This window comes from Enterobacter sp. CCUG 70166 (genome assembly GCF_020224095.1).
Lineage (GTDB): Bacteria > Pseudomonadota > Gammaproteobacteria > Enterobacterales > Enterobacteriaceae > Enterobacter > Enterobacter intestinihominis.
Genome location: NZ_NRIQ01000007.1, coordinates 13,266 through 29,299 on the forward strand (window position 1 = coordinate 13,266; position 16,034 = coordinate 29,299).

Sequence of the window (16,034 nt, forward strand, 5' to 3'; positions counted from 1 at the left end):
TTTTGCTGCACGTCATTATTGTTTATTGCCCGCCTAACTTTAGCGGTAAGGCCCAGGTCAAACGTGGAGAAATAAAGGAGATAATGTAAATTATCATGCGCTTTTTTCAGCGCGCCTTCTTTCCCGCTATTTTTCAGCCTGCGCCGTAGGTGTCCGGAACGTCACGCTGACCTGTGTACCGCCCTGTGGCGGCTGAGAAAAGTGTAATGTTCCGCCGAGCCGTCCCGCGCGTTCGCGCATGATATTCAGCCCGTAATGCCCCGGCGGTTCACTGGCGTCGCCGATACCAATACCGTTGTCACGGATCGTGACCGTGTGAGTACCGTCCGCGGTGGTGACGCAGCTGACCACAATCTCGCTGGCGTCGGCATGTTTAATCGCATTCAGCACTGCCTCACGCACAATCTGTAAGAGGTGCACCTGTTTTTGCGCGTCCAGTGCCAGCGATGAGAGACGGCAGTCGAGCACCAGCTTCGCGCTGGTCTGGCTTTGCAAACCGTCGAGAGACTCCTGTAGCGCGGCAGGAAGATTGGCGTGGTTGAGCGTCAGGCGGAAGGTGGTGAGCAGCTCGCGTAGCTGATGCCAGGCGTTATTCAGCTCGCGGGAGAAGTCCGTAATGATGGTCTGCGCCGGGGCATTGTCGCCCGGCACGGCATGCTTCAGCAGCGTAAGCTGAATACGCAAATAGGAGAGCACCTGCGCCAGCGAATCATGCAACTCGCGCGCGATGGTGGCGCGCTCTTCCATCAGCAGCAACTGCTGATAATGTTTCTGCGCCTGATTGAAATAGAGCCCCCGGCCCAGCATCGTCGCCACGCTTTCCATGAGCGGCAGCGGAACATCCCCGGTCGCGCTTTGCCAGCGCAGTTCGCCGTACAGGGTGTCCTGCATTAATACCGGTAAATTGTGCATTTTCTCACCCGGGGACTCCTGTCCTTCGTAAAGCTGCCAGTCGTCACTGGTGCGCAATTGCAGGTAATTCATCTGCGTATAGTCATGCACAATTTGCAAAATATGCCGGAAGCAGTGGCTGTCTATCTGCCCGGTATTCAACGCCTGTGAGCATTTGAACAGCATTTCAAGCTGCTGATGCGCTTCATTCAGGTGGCGGGTTTTTTCGGCAACGGAGTGCTCCAGGGAACGGTACAGGGTGTGTAATTCCGCCGACATATGGTTGAAGGCGCGGGAAAGCTGGCCCAGCTCGTTGGGAAGCATAATATCCGGCGCGGGGGTATCGAACTGCCCCTGTTCGATACGCTCGCTCGCTGCCACCAGATTATTCAGCGGCAGCACAACCTGACGGCGGATGCGCCGCAGGGTCATCACCGCCAGCAGCAGGATGCCCAGGCCGCCCGTCAGCGACATGAAAATCACCAGCTGTATCTTATGTTCGGTGTAGTGCTGTAGCGCCAGCACAAAGGCATCTATCCGGCCCACGAAATCCTCTATGTGGCTCTGATACCACCCGGTATCGCCGCTGGCGATACGCGTGTCCATCTCCTGCCAGCCAAGCTGCAACTGCTGGTAACGCTGTTTGACGTCCTCTGGCACATACCAGCGGTTTAGCTTCTGCAACGCAGGCGCGCTCAGCGTTTTCTGCCAGACCGCGCGGTGCTCTGCCAGTGACGGGCTGGCGCGCTGCATTTCGTAGCCCAGGCGGTAGCTCTGCATGCGCAGCGATCCGGCGATGTTAATCGCCTCGGCGTCGCGCTGGCTGCTGGCGAGTGTAACCAGCGCAATGGCGCTGATCAGAACGGACAAGACAATCATCGAAAAGAAAGCCCGAGCCAGGCTTCCCGATACGGGGCGTTTAACGGTCACTCATCAGCTTCCTGAATTAAATTGATCTGCCACAGGTTCACTGGAAATAGTTCGCCTTCCTGGGCATTTGAACATTGCGTCGCCATGCCGCTGTGGGTAAATACGATAACAATAGAAAGAATAAGGTTATTGAACCAAAAACAGGTGTTGTTATGAATCGTTTTATTATGGCCAACGCTCAACAGTGTATCGGTTGTCGCGCCTGCGAAGTTGCCTGTGTGATGGCGCACAACGGGGAGCAGCACGCGCTGAGCGAGCGCCATTTTCATCCCCGCATTACGGTCCTTACCTCTGGCTTGCGAAAAAGCCCAGTGACCTGCCACCACTGTGAAAATGCGCCCTGCGCGCAAAGCTGCCCGAACGGAGCCATCACGCAACACAGCGACAGCGTACAGGTCAATCAACAAAAATGCATCGGCTGTAAAGCCTGCGTGGTGGCCTGCCCGTTTGGCACGATGGACATGCTGATCACCCCGCTTGAAAACGACAGCGTAAAGGCCTCGGCGCACAAATGCGACCTCTGCCTGGAAAGGCCGCAAGGCCCGGCCTGCGTTGAAAACTGCCCGGCGGAGGTGCTTACGCTCGCCACCCCAGCCGTGCTGGATAAGCTGGTTAAACAGCGCCGACAGCGCAGCGCAAGGCTGGACGCGCTGCCGTGGCACAGCGAGGCGGTTCAGTCAGTCCCTCCGCAAACCAAACGGCAACAGATGCAAAATACCCCGGCGCGCGGTGAGCCGGATAAGCTCAGCCCCGACGCGCGCGCCGGCCATTTTAACGAGATCTACTTGCCGTTTCGCCCGGAACAGGCGCAGCGCGAAGCATCCCGGTGCCTGAAATGTGGCGACCACAGCATTTGCGAGTGGACCTGCCCGCTGCATAACCATATTCCGCAGTGGATTGAGCGGATCAGGGCGGGGGATATCATCGGTGCGGCTGAGCTTTCTCACCAGACTAACTGTTTACCGGAAATTACCGGCCGCGTCTGTCCACAGGATCGATTATGTGAAGGCGCCTGCACCCTGCGGGATGCGTCAGGGGCGGTAACCATCGGTAATATCGAACGATATATCTCGGATCGGGCGCTGGCGATGGGCTGGACGCCGGACGTCAGCCACGTTACACCGGTCGGTAAGCGCGTCGCCATCATTGGTGCCGGTCCGGCAGGGCTGGCCTGTGCCGACGTACTGGTGCGCAGCGGCATCGGTGTGACGGTCTACGATCGCCATCCAGAAATCGGCGGATTGCTGACCTTTGGTATTCCGGCCTTCAAGCTGGATAAATCCCTGTTAGCGCGGCGCAGAGAGATATTCAGCGCGATGGGTATCCGCTTCGAGCTGAACTGCGAGGTGGGAAAAGACGTGTCGATGGTCCAACTGCAAAACGACTACGATGCCCTGTTCATCGGCGTAGGGACCTATCGTTCCATGAAAGCAGGTATCCCTCATGAAGACGCGCCGGGCGTGTACGACGCGCTGCCGTTTTTAGTGGCAAATACGCGGAACGTGATGGGTCTTGACCCTGCCGCAGACGAGCCGTTTATCGACACGCAGGGGTTAAACGTGGTGGTGCTGGGCGGGGGCGATACGGCGATGGACTGCGTGCGCACCGCGCTGCGACATGGCGCGGCGAAAGTAACCTGCGCCTATCGGCGGGACGAGGCCAACATGCCGGGCTCAAAGAAAGAGGTTAAAAACGCGAAAGAAGAGGGCGCGGCGTTTGAATTTAATGTCCAGCCGGTTGAGCTCACGCTGGATGACGACGGGAAGGTCAAGGGTATCCGGATGCTGCGCACCCGTCTGGGCGAGCCGGATGCGCAGGGGCGGCGTCGTCCTGTCCCGGTGGCGGGCAGTGAGTTTGTCATGCCAGCGGATGCGGTGATCATGGCGTTTGGGTTTAATCCGCACGCCATGCCGTGGCTTCAGGCGCAGGGCGTCGACACCGACGACTGGGGGCGCATCAGGGCCTCCGTGGAGAGCCGTTATCGTTACCAGACCTCGAATCCGCAGATTTTTGCTGGCGGTGATGCGGTACGCGGTGCAGATCTGGTGGTCACCGCGATGGCGGAAGGGCGCCATGCCGCGCAGGGGATCATGGACTGGCTTGGCGTGCCGCCGCGCAACATGCATTAACGCAGACGGGCGACAAAGCGGGCATCACGGCGTAGTATAAACAGACTCATTTTGCCGTGGAGCCCGTATGTCCCTGAACATTACCGTTATTAAAGACAAAATCCTTTCTGAAAATTACTTTGTCCTGCGTAACATCACTTACGATCTCACCCGTAAGAGCGGGGACGTCATTCGCCATAAACGCGAAGTCTACGACCGGGGCAATGGTGCAACCATTCTGCTGTATAACCGTGAAAAGCAAAGCGTGGTGCTGATCCGCCAGTTTCGCATCGCGACATGGGTCAATGGCAACGCGGACGGACGTCTGATTGAAACCTGTGCAGGTCTGCTGGACGACGATGAGCCGGAAGTGTGTATCCGCAAAGAAGCCATTGAAGAGACGGGCTTTGAGGTGGGGGCGGTGCAGAAAGTCTTTGAGCTGTTTATGTCCCCTGGCGGGGTTACCGAGCTGGTTCACTTCTTCATTGCGGAGTACACCGATGCCCAGCGCACGCACCGGGGCGGTGGCGTGGACGATGAAGACATTGAAGTGCTGGAAATGCCTTTCGCTCAGGCTGTCGACATGGTGAAAAGCGGCGAGATCCGCGACGGTAAAGCGGTGATCCTGTTGCAGTATCTGCAAACCAGCGGTTTGATGAATGCTGCGTCGGTAGCGTGATAAGTTGTATTTCAGATAAATCTATCCGATAAATCCGATTGAGCCAGCCCGCCCAGGGCACGAAGATACGCCCCAGATTGACCTATTCGTTTCCGGGGCTGTGCCGTTCATGCGCTACTGCGTTTTTCTTCTCTTCTTCATTTGCGTGCTTCCCGCACCTTTGGTGTGGGCTGCGCCTGCGCAGCAGTCTTTTTCAGACTGGCAGGTGACCTGCAATAACCAGAATTTCTGCGTAGCGCGCAACACCGGCGAGCATCGCGGTCTGGTCATGACGCTGAGCCGCAGTGCGGGAGCAAAAACGGACGCCAGCCTGCGCATCGATCTCGGCGGTCTTTCGACGCCTCCGGTGAAAGAGCCTGACATTGCCCCGCGCCTGCTGCTCGACAATGTGCCGCTTCAGCTCACGTCGCAACACTGGCAGTTAACCCCCTGGCATCTTAAAACAGACGATACGGGCACCATCACCACGTTTCTGAAAACCATTCAGGAAGGGCAGGCGCTGACCCTGCGCGGGGGGAAGCAGACAATCTCTCTGGCCGGTCTGAAAGCGGCGCTGCTGTTTATTGATGCCCAGCAAAAACGCGTCGGAAGTGAAACGGCATGGATTAAAAAAGGGGATAGTCCACCGCTGAGCGTGCCGCCTGCGCCGGCATTAAAAAAGGTGGCAGTGGTGAACCCCACGCCAACGCCGCTGACGCATAACGAACTTAACGATCTGCTGGATTACGGTACCTGGCGCATGAACCACAGCCAGTGCTCCCTCGATCCGAACCGACGTGAAGTGCGCGTGACCGCATTGACCGATGACAAAGCGCTGATGATCATCAGCTGTGAGGCGGGGGCGTACAACACCGTCGATCTGGCATGGCTGGTGTCGCGTAAAAAACCGTTTGCTGCCAGAAGCGTGAGATTGCGCCTGCCGTTTACCCCTTCCAGCCAGAGTAGCGACATGGAGCTGATGAATGCCAGCTTCGATGAAAAAACGCGCGAGCTGACCACGCTGGCACTGGGACGCGGGATTGGCGACTGTGGGATCCAGACCCGCTGGCGTTTTAACGGCCAGCGCTTCCGCCTGGTGCGCTACGCGGAAGAGCCAAGCTGCGATAACTGGAATGGGCCAGATGCCTGGCCCACGCTGTGGATCACAAGGTAGGGCGCTGTCGCTTACCGGGCCTACGTTTTACGATTTGTAGGCCCGGTAAGGCGTAGCCGCCACCGGGCACGAAGACTGCACTACAGCACGCTCAGCGCCTTCTCCACCACGTTCTCAACGGTAAAGCCGAAGTACGGGAACAGCTTATCGGCCGGGGCGGATTCACCGTAACCCTTCATGCCGACAATCGCCCCTTTCAGACCCACATATTTGTACCAGTAGTCGGCAATGCCAGCTTCAACCGCCACGCGCGCCGCGACGTTTGAAGGCAGCACCGATTCGCGGTATGCCTCATCCTGGGCATCAAAGATATCCGTTGAAGGCAGGGAAACCACGCGCACCGCGTGACCCTCGGCGGTCAGTTTCTCGGCCGCTTTTACCGTGATTTCCACCTCTGAACCGGTGGCAATCAGGATCACGTCCGGCTTACCGCCGCTGTCTTTCAGGATGTACCCGCCGCGGGCGATATTTTTCACCTGCTCCGGCGTGCGCTCGATCTGCGCCAGGTTCTGGCGCGACAGGATCAGCGCTGTGGGTCCGTTATGGCGCTCTACGGCCAGCTTCCAGCCCACAGCCGCTTCAACCTGATCGCACGGACGCCAGGTACTGAAGTTTGGCGTCAGGCGCAGGCTCGCCAGCTGCTCTACCGCCTGGTGCGTCGGCCCATCTTCACCCAGTCCGATGGAGTCGTGGGTATACACCATGATTTGCCGCGCCTTCATCAGGGCCGCCATACGCGCCGCGTTACGGGCATATTCGACAAACATCAGGAAGGTGGCGGTGTACGGCACGAAGCCGCCATGGTGGGCGATACCGTTGGCAATGGCGGTCATCCCGAACTCGCGCACGCCGTAGTGGATATAGTTTCCGGCAATGTCTTCCTTCAGGGATTTAGAGCCAGACCAGATGGTGAGGTTACTTGGCGCCAGATCCGCCGAGCCGCCCAGCAGTTCGGGCAGGACAGGGCCAATCGCGTTCAGGGTGTTTTGTGACGCCTTACGGGTGGCAATTTTCGCCGGGCTAGATTGCAGGTTTTCAATCAGCGCCTGAGTTTTCTCTTCCCAGTCTTCCGGCAGGCCACCGCTCATGCGGCGGTTAAATTCGGCCGCCAGCTCCGGATACGCTTTTTTGTAGGCAGCAAACTTCTCGTTCCAGGCCTGCTGCGCTTTTTCACCTGTTTCGCGAGCATCCCAGGCCCTGTAGATCTCTTTTGGGATCTCAAAGGCCGGGTGTTTCCAGCCCAGTTTCTGGCGGGTCAGCGCCACTTCCTCTTCACCCAGCGCCGCGCCGTGCGCCTCTTCTTTACCCGCTTTGTTCGGCGAGCCGAAGCCGATGGTGGTGCGGCAGACGATCAGGGACGGTTTGTCCTTTACGCTCTGCGCTTCCTGAATCGCTTTTTTCACCGCCTCAGGATCGTGACCGTCGATTTCGTGCACCACGTGCCAGTGATAGGCTTCAAAGCGTTTTGCCGTGTCGTCGGTAAACCAGCCCTCGGTTTCCCCGTCAATGGAGATGCCGTTGTGATCGTAGAAGCCAATCAGCTTGCCCAGCCCCAGGGTGCCCGCCAGCGAGCAGACCTCGTGGGAGATCCCCTCCATCAGGCAGCCATCACCCATAAAGACATAGGTGTAGTGATCGACAATCTCGTGGTCGGGCTGGTTGAACTGCGCGGCCAGCGTACGCTCTGCAATCGCCAGGCCGACGGCATTCGCCAGCCCCTGGCCCAGCGGGCCGGTAGTGGTTTCAACACCCGGCGTATAGCCGATCTCCGGGTGGCCCGGCGTTTTGGAGTGCAGCTGGCGGAAGTTTTTTAACTCCTCAAGCGGCAGGTCGTAGCCGGAAAGGTGCAGCAGGCTGTAGAGCAGCATCGAGGCGTGACCGTTGGAGAGAATAAAACGGTCGCGATCGTACCAGGTCGGATCGGTCGGGTTGTGCTTCAGGAAGTCGTTCCACAGCACTTCGGCAATATCAGCCATACCCATGGGGGCGCCAGGGTGGCCGGAATTGGCTTTTTGTACGGCATCCATGCTGAGGGCGCGAATGGCGTTGGCGAGCTCTTTACGGGACATAGTTCACTCCGTGGCAAGGTTAAAGTTTGGCGGCGAGGAGATCTTCGAGTTTGCGCTGGTCGACGGCGAACTGGCGGATGCCATCTGCCAGTTTTTCCACGGCCATTGGATCCTGATTGTGCTCCCAGCGGAATTCCGCTTCGGTCATGGGTTTCGGTTTTGGCAGAACGGTAGAGGTCGGTACCAGCTTGCGGATCACCGTCTCTTCACTCTCCTGAAGCTTTTTCAGCAGGTCAGGAGAGATGGTCAGACGGTCACAGCCCGCGAGCGCCAGGATCTGCTCGGTGCGGCGGAAGCTGGCCCCCATCACGATGGTCTCGTAGCGATGCTGCTTGTAATAATCGTAGATATTACGCACCGATTTTACGCCAGGATCTTCTTCCACCACGTACGGATCCATTGGCTGTTTCGCCTGATACCAGTCGTAGATACGCCCGACAAACGGTGAAATCAGGAACACGCCCGCTTCGGCGCAGGCACGCGCCTGGGCGAAGGAGAACAGTAGCGTCAGGTTGCAGTGGATCCCCTCTTTCTCCAGCACTTCCGCCGCGCGGATGCCTTCCCAGGTAGACGCAAGCTTGATCAGAATGCGTGACTTATCGATCCCCTGCTCCTGGTAGAGTTCCACTATGCGGCGGGCCTTGTTAATGCTTTTTTCCTGGTCGAACGAGAGGCGGGCGTCCACTTCGGTAGAGACGCGCCCCGGTATGCTTTTAAGAATTTCCGCACCGATATTGACCGCCAGCTTGTCGCTGGCTTCGGCGACCTGCTGTTCCTGCGTTTTCCCGCGCTGTTTGCCGTAGGCAAGGGCGTCATCAATCAGGTGACTAAAGTGCGCAAGACCGGCCGCCTTGAGTAGCAGAGAGGGATTGGTGGTCGCGTCTTCCGGCTGGTAGTGACGAATCGACTCGATGTCGCCGCTGTCTGCAACCACGGTGGTAAATTGTTTGATGCCGTCTAGCTGGTTCATAATTACTCCTTGGAAATAAAAGAGTTAGTCGAGTGCGTTAGTTCACACTTCTGAGAAAATCATGATGGACTTAACAAAAAAGCATAGCAGACGGGGGAGGCATTGCTTTCTGAGACGGGTAACATGGCTGTTATAAATTGATAACAATTTTTATTCTGCAATGGTGAGAGTTTGGCAGCCTTCAAAGTTTAGGAGCCTGCCTGCGGCGATACTATGCGGCACACCAGGGTGTGCATAGGAACGTCGACATCACCCTTTTTGACCGAAACGTGAAAGGAATAACAAGATGGATGATCAGTTAAAACAAAGCGCTCTCGATTTTCACGAGTTTCCTGTTCCGGGTAAAATCCAGGTATCCCCGACCAAACCGCTGGCGACCCAGCGCGATCTGGCGCTGGCCTACTCGCCGGGCGTGGCTGCTCCGTGCCTGGAAATCGAAAAAGATCCGCTGGCAGCGTACAAATACACCGCGCGCGGCAACCTGGTGGCCGTTATCTCTAACGGTACGGCGGTGCTGGGGTTAGGGAACATCGGTGCGCTGGCTGGTAAGCCGGTGATGGAAGGGAAGGGCGTTCTGTTTAAGAAATTTGCCGGTATCGACGTCTTCGATATCGAAGTGGACGAACTGGATCCGGATAAATTCATCAACGTGGTGGCGGCGCTGGAGCCGACCTTCGGCGGCATCAACCTGGAAGACATCAAAGCGCCGGAATGTTTCTATATCGAGCAGAAGCTGCGCGAGCGTATGAACATTCCCGTGTTCCATGACGACCAGCACGGCACGGCGATTATCAGTACCGCCGCCATTCTTAACGGCCTGCGCGTGGTAGAGAAAAATCTCTCCGACGTGCGCATGGTGGTCTCCGGCGCAGGCGCCGCGGCCATCGCCTGTATGAACCTGCTGGTGGCGCTGGGCATGCAGAAGCACAATATTGTGGTCTGCGACTCCAAGGGCGTGATCTACAAAGACCGCGAGCCAAACATGGCGGAAACCAAGGCGGCCTATGCGGTGGAAGACGACGGCAAGCGCACGCTTGAAGACGTGATTGACGGTGCTGACATTTTCCTCGGCTGTTCAGGCCCGAAAGTGCTGACCCAGGAGATGGTGCAGAAGATGGCGCGCGCGCCAATGATCCTGGCCCTGGCGAACCCGGAGCCGGAAATTCTGCCGCCGCTGGCGAAGGCGGTGCGTGAAGACGCTATCATCTGCACCGGACGTTCGGACTACCCGAACCAGGTGAACAACGTGCTCTGCTTCCCGTTCATCTTCCGCGGGGCGCTGGACGTCGGCGCCACGGCGATCAACGAAGAGATGAAGCTGGCTGCCGTTCATGCTATCGCAGAGCTGGCGCACGCCGAGCAGAGCGAAGTGGTGGCCTCCGCCTACGGCGATCAGGATCTGAGCTTCGGCCCCGACTACATCATCCCTAAACCATTTGACCCGCGTCTGATCGTGAAGATCGCGCCAGCGGTGGCCAAAGCGGCGATGGACTCCGGCGTGGCGACGCGTCCGATTCAGGATTTCGACGCGTACGTCGATAAGCTCACCGAGTTCGTTTACAAAACCAACCTGTTTATGAAGCCGATCTTCTCCCAGGCGCGCGCCGACGCGAAGCGCGTGGTGCTGGCGGAAGGGGAAGAGGCGCGCGTGCTGCATGCCACGCAGGAGCTGATCACCTTAGGGCTGGCGAAACCGATCCTGATTGGTCGTCCGAGCGTGATCGAGATGCGTATTCAGAAGCTCGGCCTGCAAATAAAGCCGGGCGTGGACTTTGAGATCGTTAACAACGAATCCGATCCGCGCTTCAAAGAGTACTGGAACGAATACTATTCGATCATGAAGCGTCGCGGGATCACCCAGGAGCAGGCGCAGCGGGCGGTGATCAGCAACACCACGGTGATCGGCGCGATCATGGTTCATCGCGGTGAGGCGGATGCGCTGATCTGCGGCACCATCGGCGAGTACCATGAGCATTTCAGCGTGGTACAGGAGATCTTCGGCTATCGCGAGGGCGTCCATACTGCCGGCGCAATGAACGCGCTGCTGCTGCCAAGCGGTAACACCTTTATCGCCGATACCTACGTCAACGACGATCCCTCCCCGGACGAACTGGCGGAAATCACCGTGATGGCGGCGGAAACCGTGCGCCGCTTTGGTATCGAGCCGAAAGTGGCGCTGCTGTCGCACTCAAACTTCGGGTCATCCAAATCCGCGGCGGCGTGCAAAATGCGCCAGACGCTGGACCTGGTGCGCGAGCGTGCGCCGGAGCTGATGATCGACGGCGAGATGCACGGCGACGCCGCGCTGGTGGAGAGTATTCGTAATGAACGTATGCCGGACAGCCCGCTGAAAGGCTCGGCGAACGTGCTGATTATGCCTAACGTGGAAGCGGCGCGTATCAGCTACAACCTGCTGCGCGTGTCGAGTTCTGAAGGTGTGACCGTCGGGCCGGTACTGATGGGGGTGTCAAAACCGGTACATGTGTTAACGCCGATTGCCTCCGTGCGTCGTATCGTCAACATGGTGGCGCTGGCGGTGGTTGAGGCGCAGACGCAGCCGCTGTAATTTATTGCCCTCGCCCCTCACCCTAATCCTCTCCCCATAGGGGAGAGGGGGCTGCTCTGAGCCGTCTTTTCACCCTCGCCCCTTTGGGGAGAGGGCCGGGGTGAGGGGTAAGGGTTAAACCCAGTCCCGAACCTTAATAAACTCACTCAAGGCAGCCTCCGGGCTGCCTTCTTTTGGCGCGTAGCTGTATTCCCAGCGCACCAGCGGCGGCATCGACATCAGAATGGACTCCGTGCGCCCGCCGGTTTGCAGGCCAAACAGCGTCCCGCGATCCCACACCAGATTAAACTCCACGTAGCGCCCGCGACGGTAGAGCTGGAACTCACGCTCGCGCACGCCGTAGTCGGTGTCTTTGCGGCGTTCGACAATCGGAAGATAGGCGTCGATAAAGCCTTCACCCACCGCGCGCATAAAGCTGAACGCGGTATCAAAATCCGGGGTATTGAGATCGTCAAAGAACAGCCCGCCGATGCCGCGCTGCTCGTCGCGGTGCTTCAGATAAAAATAGTCATCGCACCACTTTTTGTATTTCGGGTAAACGTCTTCGCCAAACGGCAGACAGAGGTCGCGCGCGGTGGTGTGCCAGTGCACGGCGTCCTCTTCGAAGCCATAGTAAGGCGTTAAGTCGAAACCGCCGCCAAACCACCAGACCGGATCGGCTCCCGGTTTTTCCGCGATGAAAAAGCGCACGTTGGCGTGGCTGGTTGGCACAAACGGGTTATGCGGATGCACCACCAGCGAGACGCCCATCGCCTCGAAGCTGCGGCCCGCCAGTTCAGGCCGATGCGCCGTGGCGGACGCTGGCATTGCATCACCGTGGACGTGGGAGAAGTTGACCCCCGCCTGTTCAAAAATACCGCCGTTACGCAGCACGCGGCTGCGCCCGCCGCCGCCCGCTTCGCGCTGCCAGGTGTCTTCCTGGAATTCACCGCCGTCTGCGGCGGTCAGTTTCTGGCAAATCGCGTCCTGGAGCTGCATCAGGAAAGTTTTGACCAGCTGTGCATTCGGTTTCATCAACGTTTCCTGGAGTGCGCTTTTTGATTATCGAACCAGTTGAAATAACTGATGACCCCGGAGGCGATGGCGTTCGCGATCTTCTGACGAAACGCCTTAGTGCCGAGTAAACGCTCTTCTTCCGGGTTGGTAATGAACGAGGTTTCCACCAGCACGGACGGAATAGACGGTGACTTCAGCACCACAAACGCGGCCTGCTCGGTGCTTTTACTGTGCAGACGGTGCACGGGTTTAATCCGTTTGAGGATATGCGAGCCGAGCGTCAGGCTGTTTTTGATGGTATCGGTCTGCACGAGATCAAACAGAACCTGCTGTAACAGATGGTCTTTGTCGGTGGCTTTTTTCCCGGCCACTTCATCCGCCCGGTTTTCGCGATCGGAGAGGTATTTCGCCATGGCGCTACTGGCGCCACGGTTGGAGAGCGCAAATACCGAGGCGCCTGCGGCGGAAGGGTTTGTGAAGCCATCCGCGTGAATGGACATAAACAGGTCTGCGCCGTGCTTGTGGGCAATCTCCACGCGATCGTACAGCGGGATAAACGTGTCGCCCGTGCGCGTCAGGCGGGCGTCAATACCGTTGCTGCGTAAAATTGCGCGCACATTTTTTGCAATTGCCAGCACGACGTGTTTTTCTTTCGACCCGTTTCGGCCAATGGCGCCGGTGTCGATCCCGCCGTGGCCCGGATCGAGCATGACCAGACGCTTTGCGCCAGCTTTTTTGGTTTTCGGCTTGCTGTGTCCGTTACTGGTTTTAAGCGTGCTCTCTTCTTTTGCCTGAGCCTGCTTTGCGATACCCGATAACGTTAAGGCCGCCAGCCCCGCTTTGAGAACCTGACGACGCGATGTGAGTGCTTTTAATGGTTTGAATGTGCTCATGCGGCCTGAATTGTAAAAATTGGGGTCCTGGTGTTATATCGTATCGTGTTTCCCGTTACGACAGTCCTTATTGAGAATTGTTTTACTTTTCATTTCAATACGTGACAAAGTGACATTATGCCAAATTTTGGCGAGTTTTTCCCCGGTTATTGGCTAAACGCCCTGTTCACGCCATAATCACTGTTTTTAAACTCGAAAAGGCGGTTAATACCATGGAGATACGCGTTTTTCGCCAGGAAGATTTCGAAGAGGTGATCACCCTTTGGGAGCGCTGCGATCTGCTGCGTCCGTGGAACGATCCGGAAATGGACATCGAACGGAAGGTGAATCACGACGTCAGTCTGTTTCTGGTCGCTGAGGTCAACGGCGAAGTGGTCGGGACGGTGATGGGTGGGTACGACGGCCACCGCGGCTCGGCCTACTATCTGGGCGTGCACCCGGAATACCGCGCGCGCGGCATCGCCAACGCGCTGCTTAACCGTCTGGAAAAGAAACTGATCGCCCGTGGCTGCCCGAAAATCCAGATTATGGTCCGGGAAGATAACGACGTGGTGCTGGGCATGTATGAACGTCTGGGCTACGAGCACGCGGATGTACTGACGCTGGGTAAGCGCCTGATCGAAGATGAAGAGTACTGAGTTCCACCCTGGCGACTACGACGTTCACGGTCGTCTGCGTCTGCCTTTTTTGTTCTGGTGCGTTCTGCTGTTGCAGGCCCGCACCTGGGTGCTGTTCGTGATGGCTGGCGCGTCGCGCGGGCAGGGCGATACGTTACTGAATCTCTTTTATCCCGATCACGATGCGTTCTGGCTGGGGTTACTGCCGGGCGTACCGGCGGTCCTGGCGTTTCTGTGCAGCGGACGGCGGCAAGCCATTCCGCGCTTCTGGCGCGCGCTTCGCTGGCTGTTGATCCTGGCGCAGTTTGTGCTCCTGGTCTGGCAACCCGTGCTCTGGCTGTACGGCGAGCCGCTTTCCGGTATCGGGATTGCACTGGTGGTGGCGGATATTGTCGCGCTGCTGTGGCTGGTCACGAATCCCCGTTTACGCGCCTGTTTTACGCAAGAGCCAGATTAAAACGGCACTTTTTGTCGATACTGCACTCCAACAAGCGTTGATTTACTACGTAAGGACGTCTCAATGAAATCGCTGCGTTTACTTTTATGCGCTCTCCCGCTGGCGTTAACCGGCTGTTCCACGCTCTCATCCATCAAATGGTCTGCGGCCTATCCGTGGAACTGGTTTGGATCCTCAATGGAAGTGACCGAGCAGGGCGTGGGCAAAATCACCGCCTCGACGGCGCTGGATCAGGATGCCATTCAGGATGCCATCGGCAGTGATTATCGCCTGCGCAGCGGCATGAAAACCGAGAACGGCAACATCGTGCGCTATTTCGAAGCGTTGAAAGATGACAAGGTGGCAATGGTCATCAACGGCGATAAAGGTACGGTCAACCGCATTGCGGTGATGGATGAAGAGATCCCGACCTCAGGTGGCGTGAAGGTGGGAACGCCGTTTGGCGAACTCTATCAGAAAGCGTTTGGCCACTGCGCCAGTGTGCCATCGGAGGAGAGCGTGGCGGTCGAGTGTAAGGCCGACGGCAGCCAGCATATTAGCTATGTGTTCAGCGGCACCTGGAACGGTCCGGAAGGGTTAATGCCGTCTGACGACACCCTGAAAAAGTGGAAAGTGAGCAAAATTATCTGGCAGCAGTAATTTGCGCCTGAGCAAGCCGCCTCGCTGAAATCCAGGTATAATAGCCGCCATCAATGCCACGCTGTCGTGGCATCTTTATTTCAGGAGGAGCGATGTCTCAGGTACAGAGTGGCATTTTGCCAGAACATTGCCGGGCGGCGATTTGGATTGAAGCCAACGTCAAAGGGGACGTGGATGCCCTGCGCGCGGCCAGCAAAGTTTTCGTTGATAAACTGGCCACCTTCCAGGCCAAATTCCCCGAAGCCCATCTGGGCGCGGTGGTCGCCTTTGGCAGCACCGTCTGGCGTCATCTGAGCGGCGGCGAAGGCGCAGAAGAGCTGAAAGACTTTATTCCTTATGGCAAAGGTCTTGCGCCCGCCACCCAGTATGACGTTCTGATCCATATCCTCTCCCTGCGTCACGACGTGAACTTTTCTGTCGCTCAGGCTGCGATTGAGGCCTTTGGTGACAGTATCGACGTGCAGGAAGAGATCCACGGTTTCCGCTGGGTGGAAGAGCGCGATTTGAGCGGCTTCGTCGACGGCACCGAAAACCCGGCCGGGGAAGAGACGCGTCGCGAGGTGGCTGTAATCAAGGATGGCGTGGACGCGGGCGGCAGCTATGTGTTCGTCCAGCGCTGGGAGCATAACCTCAGGCAGCTTAACCGCATGAGCGTGCATGACCAGGAGATGATGATTGGCCGTACCAAAGATGCCAATGAAGAGATTGACGGCGATGCGCGTCCGGTCACTTCCCACCTGTCCCGCGTTGACCTTAAAGAAGACGGTAAGGGGCTGAAGATTGTTCGCCAGAGCCTGCCGTACGGCACCGCGAGCGGTACGCACGGCCTGTACTTCTGCGCTTACTGCGCACGCCTCTACAACATCGAACAGCAGCTGCTGAGCATGTTTGGCGATACCGACGGTAAGCGTGACGCCATGCTGCGCTTCACCCGCCCGGTGACCGGCGGCTACTACTTTGCGCCGTCCGTTGAGCGCCTGCTGGCGTTGTAAATCGCTCTCTATTCGTAGGCCGGGTAAGCGTAAGCGCCACCCGGCAATTTCTCCTGCACCTCTTATTCCCTTTT

Annotated in this window: 13 protein-coding genes; 8 read left to right on the plus strand and 5 right to left on the minus strand. The window is 57.8% G+C overall.

The annotated features are described in order from the left end of the window. Positions 1-126: 126 nt before the first annotated feature. Positions 127-1,821, minus strand: a complete 1,695-nt coding sequence (narQ, locus tag CKK19_RS03675) for a nitrate/nitrite two-component system sensor histidine kinase NarQ (protein WP_063853402.1) — start codon at positions 1,819-1,821, stop codon at positions 127-129. Positions 1,822-1,973: 152 nt separating this feature from the next. On the opposite strand from narQ, the gene aegA reads away from it, so the two are divergent. The 3 genes from aegA to CKK19_RS03690 all read left to right on the plus strand — a co-directional run bounded on the left by aegA (position 1,974) and on the right by CKK19_RS03690 (position 5,761). Next, positions 1,974-3,950, plus strand: a complete 1,977-nt coding sequence (gene aegA, locus CKK19_RS03680) for a formate-dependent uric acid utilization protein AegA (RefSeq protein ID WP_074174382.1) — start codon at positions 1,974-1,976, stop codon at positions 3,948-3,950. 67 nt (positions 3,951-4,017) lie between these two features. After that, positions 4,018-4,608: a GDP-mannose pyrophosphatase NudK gene (gene nudK / locus CKK19_RS03685; protein ID WP_022648962.1), complete on the plus strand. Its 591-nt coding sequence runs from the start codon at positions 4,018-4,020 to the stop codon at positions 4,606-4,608. Between the two features lie 109 nt (positions 4,609-4,717). Continuing rightward, positions 4,718-5,761: a DUF1176 domain-containing protein gene (locus tag CKK19_RS03690; RefSeq protein ID WP_023300667.1), complete on the plus strand. Its 1,044-nt coding sequence runs from the start codon at positions 4,718-4,720 to the stop codon at positions 5,759-5,761. Positions 5,762-5,841: 80 nt separating this feature from the next. Here the strand turns inward: CKK19_RS03690 and tkt are convergent, their stop codons facing one another. Beyond that, positions 5,842-7,830 (minus strand): transketolase, encoded by a 1,989-nt coding sequence (gene tkt / locus CKK19_RS03695; protein ID WP_063853404.1) that lies wholly within the window; start codon positions 7,828-7,830, stop codon positions 5,842-5,844. Positions 7,831-7,849: 19 nt separating this feature from the next. Then, positions 7,850-8,800 (minus strand): transaldolase, encoded by a 951-nt coding sequence (gene tal / locus CKK19_RS03700; protein WP_022648959.1) that lies wholly within the window; start codon positions 8,798-8,800, stop codon positions 7,850-7,852. Between the two features lie 286 nt (positions 8,801-9,086). On the opposite strand from tal, the gene maeB reads away from it, so the two are divergent. Continuing rightward, a complete protein-coding gene (maeB, locus tag CKK19_RS03705) occupies positions 9,087-11,366 on the plus strand; it encodes an NADP-dependent oxaloacetate-decarboxylating malate dehydrogenase (protein ID WP_058647009.1) in 2,280 nt (759 codons plus the stop codon). 114 nt (positions 11,367-11,480) lie between these two features. Here the strand turns inward: maeB and hemF are convergent, their stop codons facing one another. Further along, positions 11,481-12,380 (minus strand): oxygen-dependent coproporphyrinogen oxidase, encoded by a 900-nt coding sequence (gene hemF / locus CKK19_RS03710; protein WP_063853405.1) that lies wholly within the window; start codon positions 12,378-12,380, stop codon positions 11,481-11,483. After that, positions 12,380-13,255, minus strand: coding sequence for an N-acetylmuramoyl-L-alanine amidase AmiA (gene amiA, locus CKK19_RS03715; RefSeq protein ID WP_023306670.1), 876 nt, complete (start codon positions 13,253-13,255; stop codon positions 12,380-12,382). Before amiA ends, hemF begins: the two co-directional genes overlap by 1 nt. Before the next feature lie 212 nt (positions 13,256-13,467). Between amiA and CKK19_RS03720 the strand changes: the two genes are divergently transcribed. The 4 genes from CKK19_RS03720 (at position 13,468) to CKK19_RS03735 (ending at position 15,960) form a co-directional block, all read left to right on the plus strand. After that, on the plus strand, positions 13,468-13,893 hold the full coding sequence (locus CKK19_RS03720; RefSeq protein ID WP_003861292.1) for a GNAT family acetyltransferase: 426 nt from the start codon (positions 13,468-13,470) through the stop codon (positions 13,891-13,893). Next, entirely contained in the window at positions 13,880-14,329 is a 450-nt protein-coding gene (locus CKK19_RS03725) for a DUF2919 domain-containing protein (RefSeq protein WP_023300664.1), read from the plus strand. Before CKK19_RS03720 ends, CKK19_RS03725 begins: the two co-directional genes overlap by 14 nt. Before the next feature lie 63 nt (positions 14,330-14,392). Further along, positions 14,393-14,968, plus strand: a complete 576-nt coding sequence (locus tag CKK19_RS03730) for an RpoE-regulated lipoprotein (protein ID WP_063853406.1) — start codon at positions 14,393-14,395, stop codon at positions 14,966-14,968. A gap of 92 nt (positions 14,969-15,060) precedes the next feature. Beyond that, a complete protein-coding gene (locus CKK19_RS03735; protein WP_022648953.1) occupies positions 15,061-15,960 on the plus strand; it encodes a Dyp-type peroxidase in 900 nt (299 codons plus the stop codon). The last annotated feature ends 74 nt before the right edge of the window (positions 15,961-16,034 follow it).

Excerpts from the sequence above, each read along its gene's own strand:
- aegA (WP_074174382.1), top strand. The coding sequence starts at position 1,974 with ATGAATCGTTTTATTATGGCCAACGCTCAACAGTGTATCGGTTGTCGC.
- nudK (WP_022648962.1), top strand. The coding sequence starts at position 4,018 with ATGTCCCTGAACATTACCGTTATTAAAGACAAAATCCTTTCTGAAAAT.
- CKK19_RS03690 (WP_023300667.1), top strand. The coding sequence starts at position 4,718 with ATGCGCTACTGCGTTTTTCTTCTCTTCTTCATTTGCGTGCTTCCCGCA.
- tkt (WP_063853404.1), bottom strand. The coding sequence starts at position 7,830 with ATGTCCCGTAAAGAGCTCGCCAACGCCATTCGCGCCCTCAGCATGGAT.
- tal (WP_022648959.1), bottom strand. The coding sequence starts at position 8,800 with ATGAACCAGCTAGACGGCATCAAACAATTTACCACCGTGGTTGCAGAC.
- maeB (WP_058647009.1), top strand. The coding sequence starts at position 9,087 with ATGGATGATCAGTTAAAACAAAGCGCTCTCGATTTTCACGAGTTTCCT.
- hemF (WP_063853405.1), bottom strand. The coding sequence starts at position 12,380 with ATGAAACCGAATGCACAGCTGGTCAAAACTTTCCTGATGCAGCTCCAG.
- amiA (WP_023306670.1), bottom strand. The coding sequence starts at position 13,255 with ATGAGCACATTCAAACCATTAAAAGCACTCACATCGCGTCGTCAGGTT.
- CKK19_RS03720 (WP_003861292.1), top strand. The coding sequence starts at position 13,468 with ATGGAGATACGCGTTTTTCGCCAGGAAGATTTCGAAGAGGTGATCACC.
- CKK19_RS03725 (WP_023300664.1), top strand. The coding sequence starts at position 13,880 with ATGAAGAGTACTGAGTTCCACCCTGGCGACTACGACGTTCACGGTCGT.
- CKK19_RS03730 (WP_063853406.1), top strand. The coding sequence starts at position 14,393 with ATGAAATCGCTGCGTTTACTTTTATGCGCTCTCCCGCTGGCGTTAACC.
- CKK19_RS03735 (WP_022648953.1), top strand. The coding sequence starts at position 15,061 with ATGTCTCAGGTACAGAGTGGCATTTTGCCAGAACATTGCCGGGCGGCG.